This window comes from Kribbella sp. (assembly GCF_035687465.1).
Classification (GTDB): Bacteria; Actinomycetota; Actinomycetes; order Propionibacteriales; family Kribbellaceae; genus Kribbella.
This window is the reverse complement of the sequence record NZ_DASRXP010000309.1, coordinates 1-16,597: the sequence shown is the minus strand read 5'-3', so window position 1 is coordinate 16,597 and position 16,597 is coordinate 1. Positions and strand designations below refer to the sequence as shown.

The 16,597-nt window shown below is 67.4% G+C and carries 17 protein-coding genes; 11 read left to right on the top strand and 6 right to left on the bottom strand.

The features are described from left to right. The 3 genes from VFG33_RS15600 to VFG33_RS15590 form a co-directional block, all read left to right on the top strand. Positions 1-311 (top strand): tetratricopeptide repeat protein (locus tag VFG33_RS15600; protein ID WP_325053578.1); only part of this gene is annotated, 311 nt, incomplete at its 5' end. Between the two features lie 140 nt (positions 312-451). Beyond that, positions 452-2,944: an ATP-binding protein gene (locus VFG33_RS15595; protein ID WP_325053577.1), complete on the top strand. Its 2,493-nt coding sequence runs from the start codon at positions 452-454 to the stop codon at positions 2,942-2,944. Positions 2,945-3,056: 112 nt separating this feature from the next. Beyond that, entirely contained in the window at positions 3,057-4,661 is a 1,605-nt protein-coding gene (locus VFG33_RS15590) for a pectate lyase family protein (protein ID WP_325053576.1), read from the top strand. A 421-nt stretch (positions 4,662-5,082) separates the two neighbouring features. On the opposite strand, the gene VFG33_RS15585 is transcribed toward VFG33_RS15590, so the two are convergent. Next, on the bottom strand, positions 5,083-6,786 hold the full coding sequence (locus VFG33_RS15585) for an alpha/beta hydrolase (protein WP_325053575.1): 1,704 nt from the start codon (positions 6,784-6,786) through the stop codon (positions 5,083-5,085). 114 nt (positions 6,787-6,900) lie between these two features. Next, positions 6,901-7,533, bottom strand: coding sequence for a TetR/AcrR family transcriptional regulator (locus VFG33_RS15580; protein WP_325053574.1), 633 nt, complete (start codon positions 7,531-7,533; stop codon positions 6,901-6,903). Positions 7,534-7,588: 55 nt separating this feature from the next. Here VFG33_RS15580 and VFG33_RS15575 point away from each other — a divergent pair, with 55 nt between their 5' ends. Both VFG33_RS15575 and VFG33_RS15570 read left to right on the top strand, forming a co-directional pair. Further along, on the top strand, positions 7,589-7,879 hold the full coding sequence (locus tag VFG33_RS15575; protein ID WP_325053573.1) for an antibiotic biosynthesis monooxygenase: 291 nt from the start codon (positions 7,589-7,591) through the stop codon (positions 7,877-7,879). A gap of 141 nt (positions 7,880-8,020) precedes the next feature. Then, positions 8,021-8,215, top strand: a complete 195-nt coding sequence (locus tag VFG33_RS15570; RefSeq protein WP_325053572.1) for a hypothetical protein — start codon at positions 8,021-8,023, stop codon at positions 8,213-8,215. Here the strand turns inward: VFG33_RS15570 and VFG33_RS15565 are convergent. Further along, a complete protein-coding gene (locus VFG33_RS15565) occupies positions 8,184-8,999 on the bottom strand; it encodes an alpha/beta fold hydrolase (protein WP_325053571.1) in 816 nt (271 codons plus the stop codon). The genes VFG33_RS15570 and VFG33_RS15565 overlap by 32 nt on opposite strands. A 239-nt stretch (positions 9,000-9,238) precedes the next feature. Next, positions 9,239-9,625, bottom strand: coding sequence for a cupin domain-containing protein (locus VFG33_RS15560; protein WP_325053570.1), 387 nt, complete (start codon positions 9,623-9,625; stop codon positions 9,239-9,241). 52 nt (positions 9,626-9,677) lie between these two features. Here VFG33_RS15560 and VFG33_RS15555 point away from each other — a divergent pair, with 52 nt between their 5' ends. Then, positions 9,678-10,658, top strand: coding sequence for a GlxA family transcriptional regulator (locus VFG33_RS15555; protein WP_325053569.1), 981 nt, complete (start codon positions 9,678-9,680; stop codon positions 10,656-10,658). A gap of 4 nt (positions 10,659-10,662) precedes the next feature. Here the strand turns inward: VFG33_RS15555 and VFG33_RS15550 are convergent, their stop codons facing one another. Both VFG33_RS15550 and VFG33_RS15545 read right to left on the bottom strand, forming a co-directional pair. Further along, a complete protein-coding gene (locus VFG33_RS15550) occupies positions 10,663-11,274 on the bottom strand; it encodes a GNAT family N-acetyltransferase (RefSeq protein ID WP_325053568.1) in 612 nt (203 codons plus the stop codon). A gap of 90 nt (positions 11,275-11,364) precedes the next feature. Next, positions 11,365-12,588, bottom strand: a complete 1,224-nt coding sequence (locus tag VFG33_RS15545) for a DUF418 domain-containing protein (RefSeq protein ID WP_325053567.1) — start codon at positions 12,586-12,588, stop codon at positions 11,365-11,367. Between the two features lie 198 nt (positions 12,589-12,786). On the opposite strand from VFG33_RS15545, the gene paaA reads away from it, so the two are divergent. Genes paaA through paaE form a run of 5 tightly spaced genes read left to right on the top strand, consistent with a single transcriptional unit; the run spans position 12,787 to position 16,335 of the window. Beyond that, positions 12,787-13,713: a 1,2-phenylacetyl-CoA epoxidase subunit PaaA gene (paaA, locus tag VFG33_RS15540; RefSeq protein ID WP_325053566.1), complete on the top strand. Its 927-nt coding sequence runs from the start codon at positions 12,787-12,789 to the stop codon at positions 13,711-13,713. Next, entirely contained in the window at positions 13,710-13,988 is a 279-nt protein-coding gene (gene paaB / locus VFG33_RS15535) for a 1,2-phenylacetyl-CoA epoxidase subunit PaaB (protein WP_325053565.1), read from the top strand. Before paaA ends, paaB begins: the two co-directional genes overlap by 4 nt. Beyond that, complete coding sequence (paaC, locus tag VFG33_RS15530) at positions 13,985-14,725, top strand: 1,2-phenylacetyl-CoA epoxidase subunit PaaC (protein ID WP_325053564.1); 741 nt, start codon at positions 13,985-13,987, stop codon at positions 14,723-14,725. The genes paaB and paaC overlap by 4 nt, the downstream gene beginning before the upstream one ends. Further along, positions 14,719-15,243: a 1,2-phenylacetyl-CoA epoxidase subunit PaaD gene (paaD, locus tag VFG33_RS15525; RefSeq protein WP_325053563.1), complete on the top strand. Its 525-nt coding sequence runs from the start codon at positions 14,719-14,721 to the stop codon at positions 15,241-15,243. Before paaC ends, paaD begins: the two co-directional genes overlap by 7 nt. Before the next feature lie 9 nt (positions 15,244-15,252). Then, positions 15,253-16,335 (top strand): 1,2-phenylacetyl-CoA epoxidase subunit PaaE, encoded by a 1,083-nt coding sequence (paaE, locus tag VFG33_RS15520; RefSeq protein ID WP_325053562.1) that lies wholly within the window; start codon positions 15,253-15,255, stop codon positions 16,333-16,335. The last annotated feature ends 262 nt before the right edge of the window (positions 16,336-16,597 follow it).

Sequence of the window (16,597 nt, the reverse complement as noted above, 5' to 3'; positions counted from 1 at the left end):
TCCCAGTGGTCGGCGCCTATCTCGTTTGGCGCGAGTTCCAGTTCGGCAGCCGGACCGAGGCACTGGCCCGCGAACTGGAGAACGCCGGGGGTCTGCCGGTCGACGATCTCCCGCGCCGGCCTTCGGGGCGAATCGACCGGGCTGCCGCGGACGCTGCCTTCTCGAAATACAAGGAAGAGGCGGAAGCCGACCCGGATGACTGGCGGGTGTGGTTCCGGCTGTCCACCGCGTACGACGCCGCGGGCGATCGCAAACGGGCGCGGGCTTCGATGCGGACAGCGATCGTCCATCACGACCAGCAAGTGAACTGACAGTCCCTCTCAGCTGGAAGTTTCTCGTACTTGGCTGTGGACGCTCCGGACCGCCTGACAAGGCGGTACGGAACGGGATACCTTCAGTAGGTGCGTGACGACCGTCACGGACAGGCCGGAGACTGGGGTGGAGCCGTCCTTTGCCATCAGACGGATCTCGCCGCGGCTCGGACGACGCCCAGGGGACAGGTTTCGGTGATCTCCTTCGTCGGCACCGGCGTGATGCCGGACTGTCGCAGGAGGCGCTGGCCGAAGCCGCCGGCCTGAGTGTCGACGCGATCGCGGCCCTCGAAAGGGGTCGTCGACGAGCACCGCGACCACATACATTGCGGCAGCTCGGAGACGCGCTCAAGCTCGGCGAGCCCGATCGCGCCCAGCTCGCCACTGCCGCCCGCCATGACGGCGACACCACCCGCGCGACGATGCGCCCGCTGCCCGTTCCCGCGAACGAACTCGTCGGCCGGGCGACAGAGCTCAGCGGGGCCGGGCGCCTGGTCGGCAACAGGCTCACCCGGATCCTCACGCTCACCGGACCGGGTGGCGTGGGGAAGACCCAGCTGACGCTGGCGCTGGCCGGGGGAGTGGCGGAGAAGTTCGAGGACGGGGTCTGCTGGGTGCCGCTGGCCCCGATCTCGGATCCGGGCGGGGTGGCTTCCGCGATCGCGGCGTCGACCGGTCTGCATCCGCTCGACGGCGCGCGCCTGGTCGAGGAGATCATCGAGCACATCGGCCGGCGGAATCTCCTGCTGGTACTGGACAACTGCGAGCACGTCGTCGCGGACACAGCCTCCGTCTGTACTGCGCTGCTGGAGTCCTGCCCGAACCTCGTGGTGCTCGCCTCCAGCCGCGAGCTGATGCGAGTCCCGGGCGAGAGCGTGTACGTCGTACCGCCGCTGGCGCTCCCGCGGAGCGATGAGCAACTGGAGACCTCGCCCGCTGTCCGGTTGTTCGTGGATCGGGCGGCCGCCCGCGGCAACGGACCGACCGGGCAGATCGAGCAGGTCGCGCGAGTGGTCCGCCGGCTCGAAGGCATGCCGTTGGCGATCGAGCTCGCCGCCGCGAGGACCAACGTCCTCACCGTGGAGGAGCTCGCCACCGAGCTCGAGACCTCCTTCGGCATCCTGGCCGGCGGGACCAGTACTGCGGGTCCGCGGCAGCAGTCCCTGTACGGCGCGATCGGGTGGAGCCACGATCTCCTGACCCCGGCCGAGCGCGAGTTGTTCGCCCTGCTCTCGGTGTTCGTCGGCGGCTGGACCCTGAGCGCGGCCGCGGCCGTGTTCGCCGACACGACCAGCCCGGGTCCACTCGACCGGGCCGCTGCCCTCGACCTCACCGGCAGGCTCGTCGACAAGTCCCTGATCCGGGTCAGCCGGGATCGCGGCATCGCGCGGTACGACATGCTCGCGGTGATCCGCGAGTTCGCGGCCGCGCAACTGGTCGCCAGCGGTCAGGTGGAGGACGCCGCCCGTCGTCACGCGACCTTCTACCTCGGCCTCGCCGAGGAGGCCGAGAGCCATCTGCGCGGCGCGAGCCAAGGCGATTGGCTCGACCGTCTCGACGGCGAGCTGGACAACCTGCGCGCCGCGATGTCCTGGTCGCTGCGGACCGGTGCGGTCAGCGAGGCGGTCCGTCTGGCCGGCGGACTGTGGCTGTTCTGCTACCTCCGCGGCCACTACGCCGAGGGCGGTGAGTGGCTCGAACGCGCGTTGGCGCTTGCCGACGACGCCCCCGATCTCAAGCCCAGCAAGGCGAAAGCCTGGCTTGGAGCAGGCATGCTCTCCTTCCTGCAGTGCGAGTACGACGCTGCCACCTCGCGGCTGGAGTTCGCGCTGGCGCAGTACAAGGAGCTCGACGACACAGCCGGTACTGCGCTCGTCATGCAACGGCTGGGCAGTGTGGCCAGGGAGCGCGGCGACTACGTGGCCGCGGAGAACCTGCACTGCCAGAGCTTCGACCTGTACGAGACTTTGGGGGATCGGTCGGGCATGGCCTGGGCGCACAACCAGCTCGGGTTCGTCGCCTGGTTGCGCGGTGACCTCGAGATCGGGGCCCGACGGTGCCGCAAGGCCCGGGACAGCTTCCGCGTGGTCGGTGACGGGGAGGGACTGGCCTGGTCGTTGATCAGTCTCGGCACGATCGCGCAGTACAGCGGGGAGCTGATCGAGGCGGAGGACCTTTTGCAGGAGAGTCTCGCGCTGTCCCAGCGACTCGGGTACCGCGAAGGGGTCGCCTGGTCGCTGAACCAGCTGGGGATCGTCGAGCGGCGTCGCGGTCTGACCGATCGGGCGGTCCACCTGCTCGACGAGAGCCTGGCGGAACACCGCGACCTGGGCGACCGCTGGCGATCGGCCAGTGTGCTCGAGGAGCTTGCGACGGTTGCCCAGCAGCGCGACCGGACGGAGTACGCGGCCTTCCTGCTCGGAGCCGCCGACGGTATCCGCGAGGCGATCGGTGCCCCGGTGCCCGAGATCGAGAAGCCGGATCATCTGGCGACGCGGCAGGCGATCGAGCAGACCCTCGACCGCCGCGCCTTCCGGGCTGCCTGGTCTGCCGGCCGCGCCGCACCGCTGGCCGCCGTCGCCGACGGCTATCCCGGGCCTTCGGCCAGCCCGGACCGCTCGACCCGCCTCTGACGTTCCTGGAACCCTGTTCCAGATCTGTAGTGGAAACTCTGGCAAACGCTTGCCAAGAGGTCGGCGACGACCCAGACTGAGCCTCCTGATCCGCCCATCAGGAAGGTGTTCGATGACGTACGAGTTCAGTCGCAGGAGGGTGCTCGGCATCGGTGGGGCCATCGTCGGGGGTACCGCCCTCGGTTCTCTCGGGACCGCCGAGGCTTCGACGAAAGAGGTCGGCAGCCGTTGGCAGTCGGACCTGGTCCGGTACGACGCGAAGTACCGGCTGGTCTATGCCGAGGACGCCGAGGGGAACCGGATCCCCGACTTCAGCCACGCCGGCTACAAGTACGGTGACAGCCCGATCCCGCATGTCCGGACGGTGCTCAGGGTCGGTCCGGTCGCCGGCGACAACACCGCGCATCTGCAAGCCGCGATCGACGAGGTCGGGCTGCGCGCGAAGGACCGCACCGGCTTCCGCGGCGCCGTACTGCTTGCTCCTGGCAACTATTCGGTGGCGGGCACGCTGCGGGTGAACCAGTCAGGCGTCGTACTGCGAGGCTCCGGCGACGGCGCTGATCCTCGCAAGCACACCATCATCCAGGCGACCGGGAACACGCCCGTGTCGAGGGATGTCATCGTGCTCGGCGGGGGAGGAGCGGCCACCGGCTGGCGCGGTCAGGTCGCCGGCACCCGCACGGACGTCACCAGCGACTGGGTCCAGGTGGGATCGCGCTCGTTCGAGGTCGCGGATGCCAGTGCACTGAAGCGCGGCGACAACATCATCTTGATCCACCCGTGCACCGAGGCCTGGCTGGCATCGGTCGACCACGGCGGTACTGCGACCGATGCGGGCTGGACGGTCGACAGCCAGCCGATCACCTACAACCGCCACATCCGTGCGATCCGCGGCAACACCGTGACCGTGGACGTGCCGCTCTTCGAGCACCTGCGCCGCGAACGGTCGCAGTCGTATCTGTATGTCTGGGACCGCGCCGGCCTGGTGACCGACGTCGGTGTCGAGAACCTGCGGATCGACATCCAGTTCGCCGGCGATCCCGATGTGGACGAGGCGCACGCCTGGGTCGCGGTGAAGGTGCGGCAGGTCGAGGACGCGTGGGTGCGGGACAGCACCTTCCTGCACTTCGCGAAGGCGGGCGTCGAGACCACCGAGGCCACCCGGGTGACAGTGCGCAACTGCCGCGCGCTCGATCCGGCGTCCGTGGTCACCGGCGGGCTGCGCTACAACTTCAACTGCGAGGCGTTCTCGCAGCAGGTCCTGTTCGTGGACTGCTACGCCTCGAAGGCCCGGCATGCCTTCATCTCCAACGGCGCCAGCAGCGCCTCGGGCGTCGTCTTCCTGCGCGGTACTTCGGAAGGCGCCCTCGCCTCGAGCGAAGGTCATCGCCGCTGGAGCCAGGGACTCCTCTGGGACAACCACCGCGACGTCGCGCCACAGGTCGATCTGACCTTGGGGATCTACAACCGCGGCGACTACGGCACCGGGCACGGCTGGGCGACCGCGCACTCGGTCGGCTGGAACTGCGACACCGGGACCGCGAGGCTCGTCGTCCAGAAGCCTCCGACCGCGCAGAACTACGCGATCGGCTGTCGCGGTGTGATCACTGGTGACGGTCCGTTCGAGCAACCCGCGGGCTACATCGAGGGTGCGAACCGGCCGGGGCTGTTCCCGCCGTCGCTCTACCAGGCGCAGTATCTGGACCGGCGCCGCTGATCAAGTGGTTCGTCTACCGAACAGGCCTCGCGGAGCACCACGACCTGGGGGATCGAAGGTACCCCGCGAGGGTCTGAACGGGATGAACATGCGAATAACGGGTCTCGGCCGGCTGTGTCTCTGTCTGACCCCCCAGGCAGTCCCCCCACCCCACAGCCGGCCGAAGCCGCGTTCGGCGATGTTCCCCTCGCGTCAAGCCCTCCCAGTCGACGCTTGGTTCTCCCGCGCTGACTCAAGGTTGTCGCGGTCACGCTCTGTCGCACAGGGACGGAACCCTGACATTGCCCTGACAAGCCTGTACTGACAACGAAAACCTCGCGAAGTTCTCGCCGACGGTGACGGACTGTTGTCCGTGTGTGCCGGAGAATCGCCGAAAGGCCCGGTTTATTTCACCCCGGAAAGTCCGCAATCCGGGACAAAGTCAGTGCAGATAACCGGAAAGCGCTTTCGTGAATCCGGCGATGCGATGTAGCGGGGCACCTTCACGGTATTCGTCGGAATGTGGCGCGGTCGGTGCGGGGATGCCCTCGCCCTTGCAGGTGGTGTCCTTGGCCGGAGCCTTGCCGGTGGCAAGGAACGTGTTGACCAGCTGGTCGGCGCACTTGTTCACGCCGCCGTAGATGCCGTGATCCCCCTCGCCGGCGATCGTGATCAGCCGCGATCCGGCGTACCGGTCGTGGGCCGAGGTCGCGAGCGAGACGTTGGTGGCGGGGTCGTGCACGGACTGCACCATCAGCGTCACCGGCAAGCCCTTGCCGGTGGGGACGGGCATGCTCAGCTGCGGCCGATCCCAGTAGAAGCAGGGGTTCTCGTTCATCCCCCAGCCGAGCAACGGGTACTTCGGGCCGAGCCGGTTGGACAGTTGATCGGCGACCTCACGACCTTGCGGCCACTCGGTGTCGTTACAGGTGACGGCGGTGAAGGTCGCGTTCTCGGCGTCGTCGGCGAAGGGCAGTCCGAACGGTGTGATGCCGACCGGACGCCGGGTCGCGCGCTGGACGAGCTCCTGCTGACGGGCGACCGTGAGGGCGTCCACCTTGCGCTGCGCGGCCTTCGGTCCGGCCTTGCTCTGGACGGCGGAGAGATCGCGCAGGAATGCCAGGTCGATCGCCAGTGACTGGAAGTCCAATTTTGTATACAAATCGCCGGTGACGATGTTGTCCAAGGTGTTCTGGTCGTAGCTGACCTTCACCGAACCATCGAGGAATTCCTCCACCGCGGGCTGCTTCTTCAACGCCGCCCGGAGTCGTTCATAGGTGCGGATCACCAGTCGCGGAGTGCTACCGAGTTTCAGTTGCTCGTCGTACTTGGCCGCCCACGGTGCGAAGTCCTCGCGGAACCGCCGCTCGAATCCCTGCGGCTGGGCGGCGAAGGTGTCCAGCCACGGCCGGGTGAAGTCGGTGTTGGAGTCGAGGACGAAGCGCCCGACGTGCTCGGGGAAGTAGGTCTGGTAGTACGCGCCCATCCAGGTGCCGCCCGAGTACCCGACGAAATCCATCTTGTCGTAGCCGAGCAACTGGCGGATCAGGTCGATGTCCTGCACGGTCTGCGCGGTGTTGACGTAGGGGAGCAGCCCGCGGGACTGGCGGTCGCAGTACGGGCGGCTCAGTTGCGAGGCCTCGGAGATCAGGTCGAGGTTGAACGCATCGCGGTCGCGGGCGTCCATCGTGTAGCCGGGCGCGCCCTCGCAGGTGACGTTCGTGCTGTCGCCGCTGCCGCGCGGGTCGAAGCCGACGGCGAGGTGATCTTTGGCCAGTTCCGGCTGGCCGGCCAGGAACGGGGCCATCCCGAGGCCGGCGCCACCCGGCCCACCGGGGTTGCCGAACACCACGCGGCTGGGCTTGCCCTTGACCGGCGCGACCTTGCTGACGGCGATGCCGATGTCGTTCTGCAGGCCCTGGTTCCACCAGTCGCGCGGGACGGTGATCTTCGTGCAAAAGGTCCGGAGTTCCGGGTCGCCGCACGGCTTCCAGGCGAGCTTCTGATCCAGGTACTTCTTCAGTACATAACTCGGCCGTTGTTGGACAGGTGCCGCATCGATCGACGCCGTCGCCCCGGACCCGGGAACGACAAGCACAGCAGCAGCGGAAATACCGAGGCCGACGGCCAGGGTACGGAACTTCATACATCCTCCAACGGATGGCCAAGCGTGACGGGACCGTCGCAATCTGTCATGTCAGACTCACGCAGTCGAACACCACCCCCGGCCCGTCGCCGGATCTCTCAGTGATATGAGCGCTCAGGTCCGGCAGAGCTGGGGGAGCAGGGTCTGGTAGGCCCAATCGCGCCACTGCTTTGACGACCATCCGCGCTCGCCTACCAGGAGCAAGTAGAGCTCCGGGCTCAGTACGCCGAACAGCACGTCAGCAGCATGGTCGACGGTGACGCCTTCCCGGGCGCCCGCCTTGCTGAGCAGGCTGCTCGCAGCCGCGGTCTGCACGACGAGGCGTGGATCTTCCTGGCCCGGCCAGAGCTCGGCGATCCCCGGGTCCGCCGCGGCCGCGGCCTCGACCATCTTCATGATCGGAGCGACCCGCTCCAGTACTGCGCTGGTGCCGTCGACATGTTTGCGGAGCTGCTCGGGAGCAGCCGCTGCCTCCAGTGCTTGCTGGAACCACGGCCGGTCCATGGTCGCCACCGGCTCGTCATCGCCGGCGATGGTCTGGTCGACGACCTCCTTGAGAACGGTCTGCTTGTTGCCGAAGGCGTAGTAGATCGTCTGTACGGCGACGCCGGCGTGCTCGGCGATGTCCTGCAGTGCCGTGGCTCCGTAGCCGTTCTGCACGAACAGCTCCCCGGCGGCGCCCAGGATGCGCGCGCGGGTCAGCCGGGACTTCTCGGATCTTCCATCGACCTTCTTGACCGGACTCATGTTTGTAGTCTACCTCTAGAGTAGATATCTAGAGTCCAACTACAAGGAGTTCGTGATGAGTGTTCTTCGCCTGACCCGTTTCAAGGCCGACCCCAAGGACGCCGACCAGGTGCTGGCAAGGCGTGCCGAGCTGATCGACGCCATCCGCGCGAAGTTCCCCGGCCTGACCGAGGCCCGGCTGGCGCGGGTCGATGACGAGAGCTGGGTGGATGTCTGGCGCTGGGAATCCACCGCTGCGCTCGAAGCGGCGGTCGCGGGTGCCCACTCGATGCCGGAAACCCCGGCCGCCTTCGCGATTGTCCGCGACGCCAGCGTCGAAGTGCTCGAACTGATCGACGAGCGCTAGCAGCGCACCGGGTGTCCGGCCGGTGCCTCCTGGGCACCGGCCGCGATGCTCGACGTGCCTCGTCGGTTCTGTCGGTCGGTGGATCTAGTGTCCCGTGAGTTCTGCTTGGCCTGAGGCCGCTCGCGGAGGAGGGTGATGGCGGTGAGCGAGTCGCCGGACCTGTGGCGCTGCCCGCAGTGCGGCAGGACCTTCGCGAACCGCAACCAGTCCCACACCTGCCGCGCCAGCTTCGCGGCGTTCATGCCCCGACTGCATTGGCTCGACGGACACGTAGTACTGGCCGAACGCCTCGAGAGCCCGCGCTTCACCAAGGTAGAGGTCTACCTGCGCCGATAGCTTGGAAGATCTTGCGTTGAGCTGCGTCGCCTGGGTCGTGGTCACCGTCGTACTTGCGGGCCGCGGCGGTCGGCACGTTTGCCAGCAACCATTGCGTGTGGTCGATCGTGGTGTTGTCGTCTGTTGATCCGTGCCAGATCTCGACGGGTGCGGTGATCGTCTGCAGGTCGAGACCCCATGGTTGTGTCAGTGCCAGGTCGTCGTCGATCCAGCCGTCGAGACCTTCGAGGCACGCAGCCCGCATGCGCTCGTACCGGCCGTTGTCAGGTACTGCGGTGCGAAGGTCGCCGAGGATCTCTGTGGCGCGCTGGCCTAGCTGGCCCCGCAAGAAAGGCTCGCCACGTCGTGTGTCGGGGACCCAGTCGAGTGATTTGTCGAACCCTGGCAGATCCGGTGAGGCGATGCCGGCCACGGTGCTGCAGTAGTTCACGCGATCAGGTAGGAGGGCAGCACAAGCGAGCGCATGCGGTCCGCCGCCCGAGAATCCCGTGACGGCGAACTCAGCCCAGCCCACCTCATCCGCAAGCAGCCGTACGTCCCCAGCGATATCAGCAACCGCTCGACCGGGTTGTCTGGTCGAGCCATATCCAGGTCGACCCACCAGCAGCATCCGCAGTCCGCTGTCCTCGATCGCCGCGACGACGTCCGGTCGCTCCCACCGCCCACCGGGAGTGCCGTGCTGAGCGATCACCGGCACACCGCTCTCAGGTCCGTACAGGCAGTACTGGAGAACCCGGCCGTCAGGGGTCACCAGTTCGTGCGTCTTCGGTGCAATCCAGCCCATGAGGACCATTCAACCTGCTGGATGTCCGTTGGCGGACAGCCCTTCGACCTTCGGCGCGACAATCTGCGACTCACCCGCGACGGCTACGTCTCGGTACTCGACCGAGCTGGGCGGTTTGGCGCGGTGTGGAGGAAAGTTGCCACCTGGCGGCAACTTTCCTCCACGCCGTGCAACCGCCGCTCGCGCAGCGGCAGCGAGCGCCCGGGACATGCCGTGTAGCCGGTGGATCGCCCTGAGGCTTAGAGCGGTACGCCGGTGTGGGTTTTGATGTGGTTGGGGAGAGGGTCGTGGCGGTCGCCGGTGGTGGGGATGCCGGCTGGTTCGATCACCACGATGGAGGCGCCGCCGTCGGAGAACGGGCGGTGTTCGGTGCCGCGCGGTACGACGAAGACGGAGCCGGGTGACAGCGACACGACTCGTTCGTCGGGGTCGCGGACGGCGATGCCGAGCTCGCCGTCGAGCACGAGGAAGAACTCGTCGGTGGTGTCGTGCACGTGCCAGATGTAGGACCCGGCGACCTTGGTGACGCGGACGTCGTAGTCGTTGATGCGCGCGGCGATTCGCGGGCTCCAGAGGTCGTCGAACTGCTTCAGGACAGCGTGGAGGTCGATCGGTTCGTTGGTCACCTCTTCATCCTGCGATGCCGCGGATCGCCTCCGTGAGTGCTAGGAATGACATATGTCGAAAGAATCCTCGCAAGCCCATCGCGTCGTCGTGATCGTGGACGAGGGCTCGAACCCGTTCGAACTCGGTGTCGCGACGGAGTTGTTCGGGCTGCGGCGGCCGGAGCTGGATCGGCAGTGGTACGACCTCGCCCTCTGTACGCCGACGCCGGCCGTGCGGATGCATCACGGGTTCTTCACGTTGAGCGAGGTCGCCGGACTCGAGCAGGTGGAGCACGCCGACACCCTGATCGTGCCGAACCGCCCTGACCCTGAGACTCCACCTTCGGCCGAGGTGCTGGACGCAGTACGGCGGGCTGCCGCGCGCGGAGTGCGGTTGGTGAGCTTCTGCACCGGGGCGTTCACGCTGGCTGCTGCGGGCGTATTGGATGGGCGCCGGGCGACCACGCATTGGCGGTGGGCAGGTCTGTTCGAGCGGACGTTTCCGGCAGTGCGGGTCGAGCCGGATGTGCTGTTTGTTGACGATGGCAACGTTCTGACGGCGGCCGGGAGTGCGGCGGCGCTCGATCTCGGGCTGCATCTCATTCGCCGGGATCACGGGGCGGAGGTCGCCAACGCGGTCAGCCGGAGGTTGGTCTTCACGGCTCATCGTGATGGTGGGCAGCGGCAGTTCATCGATCAGCCGGTTCCTGCTGTCGCTGACACGTCTCTGGCGCCGCTGTTGGAGTGGGCGCGGGCGGAGTTGGGGACCCCGCTCAGCGTTGCGGATATCGCCGCCAGGGCGTCGGTCAGTCAGGCGACGTTGCATCGGAGATTTCAGGCTGAGCTGGGGACGACTCCGCTCGCTTGGCTCACTGGTGAGCGGGTCGCGTTGGCGTGCCGGTTGCTGGAACGCGGTGAGGTCCGGCTCGATGCGATCGCCCGGCAGTCCGGTCTCGGCACGGCGACGAACCTCCGCATCCAACTCAAACGAACCACCGGACTGACCCCCAGCGACTACCGCCGGCGCTTCACCCTGAGCAGGTCTGCAGGCTAGAAGGTTAGGCCGCGTCGCCGGGGGCGGTGTGGAGGCGGACTTGTTTGATGCGGATGGTGCCGTCGCCGTAGAGGTCCAGTTCTCGGTGGGCCTGGTCGGGGGCCCAGCCGGCGTCGGTGTAGAAGGTGCGGAGGACGTCGTCCGTGGAGTTGATCCAGACGGTGACGCGTTCGAAGCCGTCCGCGCGGGTGGTGTCGACGACCGCGTTCAGCAGACGCGAGCCGTGGCCCGCTCGGGTCGCGGCCGGGTCGACCGCGAGCTCGGCGATGAGTGCGTCCTTCCGCGGATCGCCGTCGGGGTCGTCGGAGGCCGTGATCGCGGCGAAGCCGACCAGTTCGCGGCCGGCCAGGGCGACCAGTACCCGGTTGCGGGCCTCGCCAGGTGAGAGCAGCGCGGCCCGCCACTGCGCCGCGAACTGGGCCGGGTTCAGATCCAGCAGCACGTCCGCCGGCAGCAGCCCGCGGTAGGCCTGCCGCCACGCCGCGACCTGGATCTCACCGATCCGGTCCGCCTCGGCCGGCAGCGCCAGCCGCACACTCGTCTCCGCGATCGGTTCCTCGCTCGCACCAAGGGACGAAAGACTGACCGGTTCCGGGACGCCGAACTCGCTGCTCATGCCGTCCATCCTCGCAAAGCGCGCCGCAAAGGCCTTCGGCAGGACACCCGTCGGGAAGGTGTCCTGCCGAAGGCAGACCAGAAAAAGGACTCAGCGTCCGTAGGTGAGCCGCCGCAGCAACGTCTCGGCAGGACCGCGGTACGAGTGCTTCTTCATCTGGTACGCCGCGACCACCGAAACCGTCCACACCAGTACTGCGACGCCGGCGGCGGTGAAGGCCGTGCTCCCGAACCGATCGCCCAGGTGCAGCGTGAAGGGAGCCAGCAACACCAGCCAAACGACCGACTGGAACAGGTACCCCGACAGCGACCGCTGACCCAGAGCGGAGACCGCGATGATCGGCAGCCCCAACTGCTCCGTACTGCGCTTCGCCGTCAACCGCCCGACCCACAGAGCGAACAGTGCGATGTATCCCGGCCCACCGAACTGGCCACTGAGGTTGTGCAGGAAGGTCAGCTTGTCCACCGCTTCAGCATCGACGTGCAGCCAACCGCCCGAGACCAGGCCGAGCGGCAGACCGCCCAGGACGGTGATGCCCAGGCAGACCGTGGCGACCCGGGTCAGGAGCTGACGGTGGTCCCGCGGGTTCTCCAGCAATTGCTTGCGCGCCGCCCAGATGCCGAGCCAGACGATGACGACGAACCCGAGAACGAACGCGGTGTGCTGCGGCCATTCCTGCAGCCGGTCGATGATGCTCGCGCCGTAGTTGGTTGCCGCCAGCGACGGGTTCGTGCTGTTGGTGAGCTCCTGCGCCGGACCCGAGCTGTTCACGATCGCGAGGACCGCCATCACGCCGAAGACGATCGCGTACACCACCTGGAGTCCCCAGATCCACAGGACGATCTTGTGGAACTTGTCGCCGCGATTGAGTAGGAGCAGGGTGCTGATCACGCCGACGATGCCGTACGCGGCGAGGAAGTCACCGAAGTACAGCAAGGTGGCGTGGGCGAGGCCGAAGACGACCAGCCAGCTGTTCCGCTTCAGCAGGATGGACCGTACTGCGCCTGTCGTGGCGCCGGACTTCCGCTGGCGCCGGGCCAGCTGGACCAGGCCGTAGCCGAACATCACCGCGAACACCGGATAGGCCCGGGCGTCCACGAGCGTCATCTTGAGCAGATTGAAGATCCGCTCCGGGCCGTGCGGGGTGCCGTCGACGCCGGGCTGCCCGGCGAACGCGTAGTTCCCGGTGTTGGCCACCGCGATCAGCAGCAGCATCGTGCCGCGGACCAGGTCGGGCGCCAGGGCGCGCTCCGCGCCGGTGACCGGACCACGGTGGTCGACTGCCTGTGGAGCCGAGCTCGCCAGAAATGTCACGGGATTCATCCCCTTCAAAACTGTTCATGGGTTGATCTGTTCCCTGAATCCTGCCGTTCGGACTCGACCCCACCCAGTGGTCTGCGCCCACCCTTGAGGTGGTGCTACCACCACTACTGTTCTGAGGACGTGTCCGACTTTGTGACACTTTCTGTTGGCTGGGCGAAAAAGTGTCACAAGTCGGCTATGCTGACGGGCATGGACAGCTTCCAGGCGACGATCGACGCTGACGGCCGGATCGAGCCGCGCGATGCCATGCCCGACGGTTACCGCAAGACGCTGATCCGGCAGATCGCGCAGCACGCGCACTCCGAGATCATCGGCATGCAGCCCGAGGGCAACTGGATCAGCCGCGCGCCGTCGCTGCGCCGGAAGGCGATCCTGATGGCCAAGGTGCAGGACGAGGCCGGCCACGGGCTCTACCTGTACGCCGCGGCCGAGACGCTCGGGGTGGATCGGGCCGACCTGCTGGATCTGTTGCACGAGGGCAAGCAGAAGTACTCCAGCATCTTCAACTACCCGACGCTGACCTGGGCCGACATCGGCGCGATCGGCTGGCTCGTCGACGGTGCCGCGATCGTCAACCAGGTGCCGCTGTGCCGCTGCTCCTACGGCCCGTACGCCCGCGCGATGGTCCGGGTCTGCAAGGAGGAGTCGTTCCACCAGCGCCAGGGCTTCGAGATTCTGAACACCTTGTGCAACGGCACGGAGGCGCAGAAGGCGATGGCCCAGGACGCGCTGAACCGCTGGTGGTGGCCGAGTCTGATGATGTTCGGTCCGCCGGACGCCAACTCGACGCACTCCGAGAAGTCGATGGCGTGGGGGATCAAGCGGCACGGCAACGACGAGCTCCGGCAGCGGTTCGTGGACATGACCGTTCCGCAGGCCGACGTGCTCGGCATCCGGGTGCCCGACGACGGCCTGGTGTACGACGAGGAGTCCGGCCGCTACAGCTTCACCGAGCCCGACTTCACCGAGCTGTACGAAGTTGTCAAGGGCAACGGTCCTTGCAACCAGGAGCGGCTCGCGCACCGGGTCAAGGCCCACGAGGACGGCGCCTGGGTCCGCGAGGCGGCCGCCGCCTATGCCGAGAAGCAGCAGCTGTTGAGGGAGAGTGCCGCATGATCGAGCCTCTCTGGGAGGTCTTCGTCCGGTCCCGCCGCGGCCTGTCGCACGTTCACGTCGGCAGCCTGCATGCGCCGGACGCAACGATGGCGTTGCGCAACGCCCGCGACGTCTACACCCGCCGCCAGGAAGGCGTGTCGATCTGGGTCGTACCGGCCACGGACATCACCGCGTCCAGCCCGGACGAGAAGGACGAGTTCTTCGACCCGGCCGGCGACAAGGTCTACCGGCATCCGACCTTCTACGAGGTCCCGGAAGGTGTCGACCACCTGTGAACGACCTCTTCGTCTACTCCCTCCGCCTCGGCGACGACGCGCTGATCTCCGCGCAGCGCACCGCCGAGTGGATCGCGGCGGCCCCGCAGCTCGAGGAGGACGTCGCCCTGGGCAACATCGGGCTCGATCAGCTGGGCCAGGCTCGGTCGCTGCTGCAGTACGCCGGGCAGGTCGAGGGCGCGGGTCGTTCCGAGGACGACCTGGCGTACTTCCGGGACGAACGGGACTTCGTGAACCTGCAGCTCTGCGAGCTTCCGAACGGCGATTTCGCTGCGACGATCGCCCGCCTGCTGTACTTCGCGACGTACCAGCATCTCCTCTACGAAGAGTTGCGCGGGTGCTCCGACGAGCAGCTCGCGGGGATCGCCGGCAAGGCGGTGAAGGAGGTCGCGTACCACGTCGACCACGCAACCCAGTGGGTGCTGCGCCTGGGCGACGGCACCGAGGAGAGCCACGGGCGGATGCAGGCGGGCCTCGACGCGATGTGGCCGTACACGGGGGAGCTGTTCGCCTCGGACGACCTCGTACGCCGGCTCGACGTCGCAGTGGATCCCGCGAGTCTGCAGGACGAGTGGAACCGCAGGGTGATGGCCGTGATCGAAGAATCCACCTGCACCCGGCCGGAGTCGTCGTACCAGCACTCAGGTGGTCGCGAAGGCCGTCACACCGAGCACCTCGGCTTCCTCCTCGCCGAGCTCCAGCACGTCGCCCGCTCCCACCCCGGTGCGACATGGTGACCCGCGTTGCGTCCGAAGAGGCGCGGGGCCTGCCCTACGATCCTTCGGACGTAGGGATCTGGGAGGCGGTCGGGGAGGTCGCGGATCCGGAGGTGCCGGTGCTGACGATCGCGGACCTCGGGGTGTTGCGCGGGATCCGGCACGAGGGCGATGAAGTGGTCGTGACGATCACTCCGACGTACTCCGGCTGTCCGGCGATGGATGTGATCCGCGAGGAGGTCGAGCTGACACTGCAGTCGCTGCACGTCGACGGGCGGGTGGAGACGGTGTTGTCGCCCGCGTGGACGACCGACTGGATGAGCGAGCAGGGGAAGACGAAACTCCTCGAGTACGGGATCGCCCCGCCGACGGGAACGCGGGCGGTGGGTGGACCGATCTCGCTGTCCCTGACGATCCGGTGCCCGTTGTGTGGTTCGCCCGACACCACGGAGTTGAGCCGGTTCGGGTCCACCTCGTGCAAGTCGCTCTGGCGGTGCAACTCCTGCCGTGAGCCCTTCGATCACTTCAAGAACCTCTGAGGCTGTGGCATGACGACGATGACCCGTAGGCGGGCGACCTTCCATCCGTTGCGGGTGGCCGCGATCGATGCGATCACCGAGGACTCGGTCGCCATCACGTTCGACGTACCGGCCGAGTTGGCCGCGGAGTACGAGTTCATGGCCGGGCAGCATCTGACCGTGCGCCGTGCGGGGGATGAGGTGCGGCGGAGCTATTCGATCTGCTCGCCGGCCGGTTCCGGCGTACTGCGGATCGCGGTCAAGCGGATCCCCGGTGGCGAGTTCTCGTCGTACGCCGCGGACGGGCTGAAGGTCGGCGACACGATCGAGGTGATGACGCCACTCGGGCGGTTCGGCACGCCGCTGGATCCTGCCAACGCCAAGCACTACGCGTTCGTCGCCGCGGGCAGCGGGATCACGCCGGTGCTGTCGCTGGTCGCGACCACACTCGCGGTCGAACCGCTGAGCCGAGTCACGTTGATCTACGGCAATCGCACCGTCGGGTCGGTGATGTTCGCGGACGACCTGGCTGATCTGAAGGACGTGTACGCCGAGAGGTTGCATCTGGTGCACGTGCTGTCCCGGGAGTCGACCGAGGTCGAACTGTTCAGCGGGCGGATCGACAGTGATCGGCTGCGTCGGATGATCGACACGATCCTGCCGGTGAAGTCGGTCGACGAGTGGTTCCTGTGCGGTCCGTACGCGATGGTCGTCGGTGCGCAGGAGGTGCTGCTGGACGAAGGCGTGGCGCGGGAGTCGGTCCATGCCGAGCTCTTCCACGTCGGCGACGAAGCGCCGGTCGCGCGGGCCGAGGAGACGGTGGTCGACGAGGACGCCGCAGAGGTGACGGTGATCCTGGACGGACGCCGGTCGACCTTCTCTCTCGGCGAGCACGCGAAAGCGGTGCTGGACGCGACCCTCGCAGTACGGTCCGATGCGCCGTTCGCCTGCAAGGGCGGCGTCTGCGGCACCTGCCGAGCCAAGGTGGTCGAAGGCAACGTCCGAATGGACACGAACTGGGCCCTCGAACCCGACGAAATCCGAGCCGGCTACGTCCTAACCTGCCAATCCCACCCCACCACAAACAAGGTAGTCCTCGACTACGACGCCTAGGAGCGATGGTTCCGCCGGTTCGGGACTGTGGTTCGGCCGGTTCGGGACTGTGGTTGGGCCGGCGTTCTGGCGGCCTGGTTTTCCTGGCGCATTGGGACTGTGGTTGCGCCGGTGCGTAGACGGACTGTGGTTGCGCGGTCTCCGCTGCGTGATGGTGCTAGCCGAGGTGGTGGGTGTCAAGGGCGCTTCGCGGCCCTGCGGGCTCGAACAAGTTCGACCCTTGACACCCACCACCTCGGCCAGGGAAGGACGCAGCTACGCG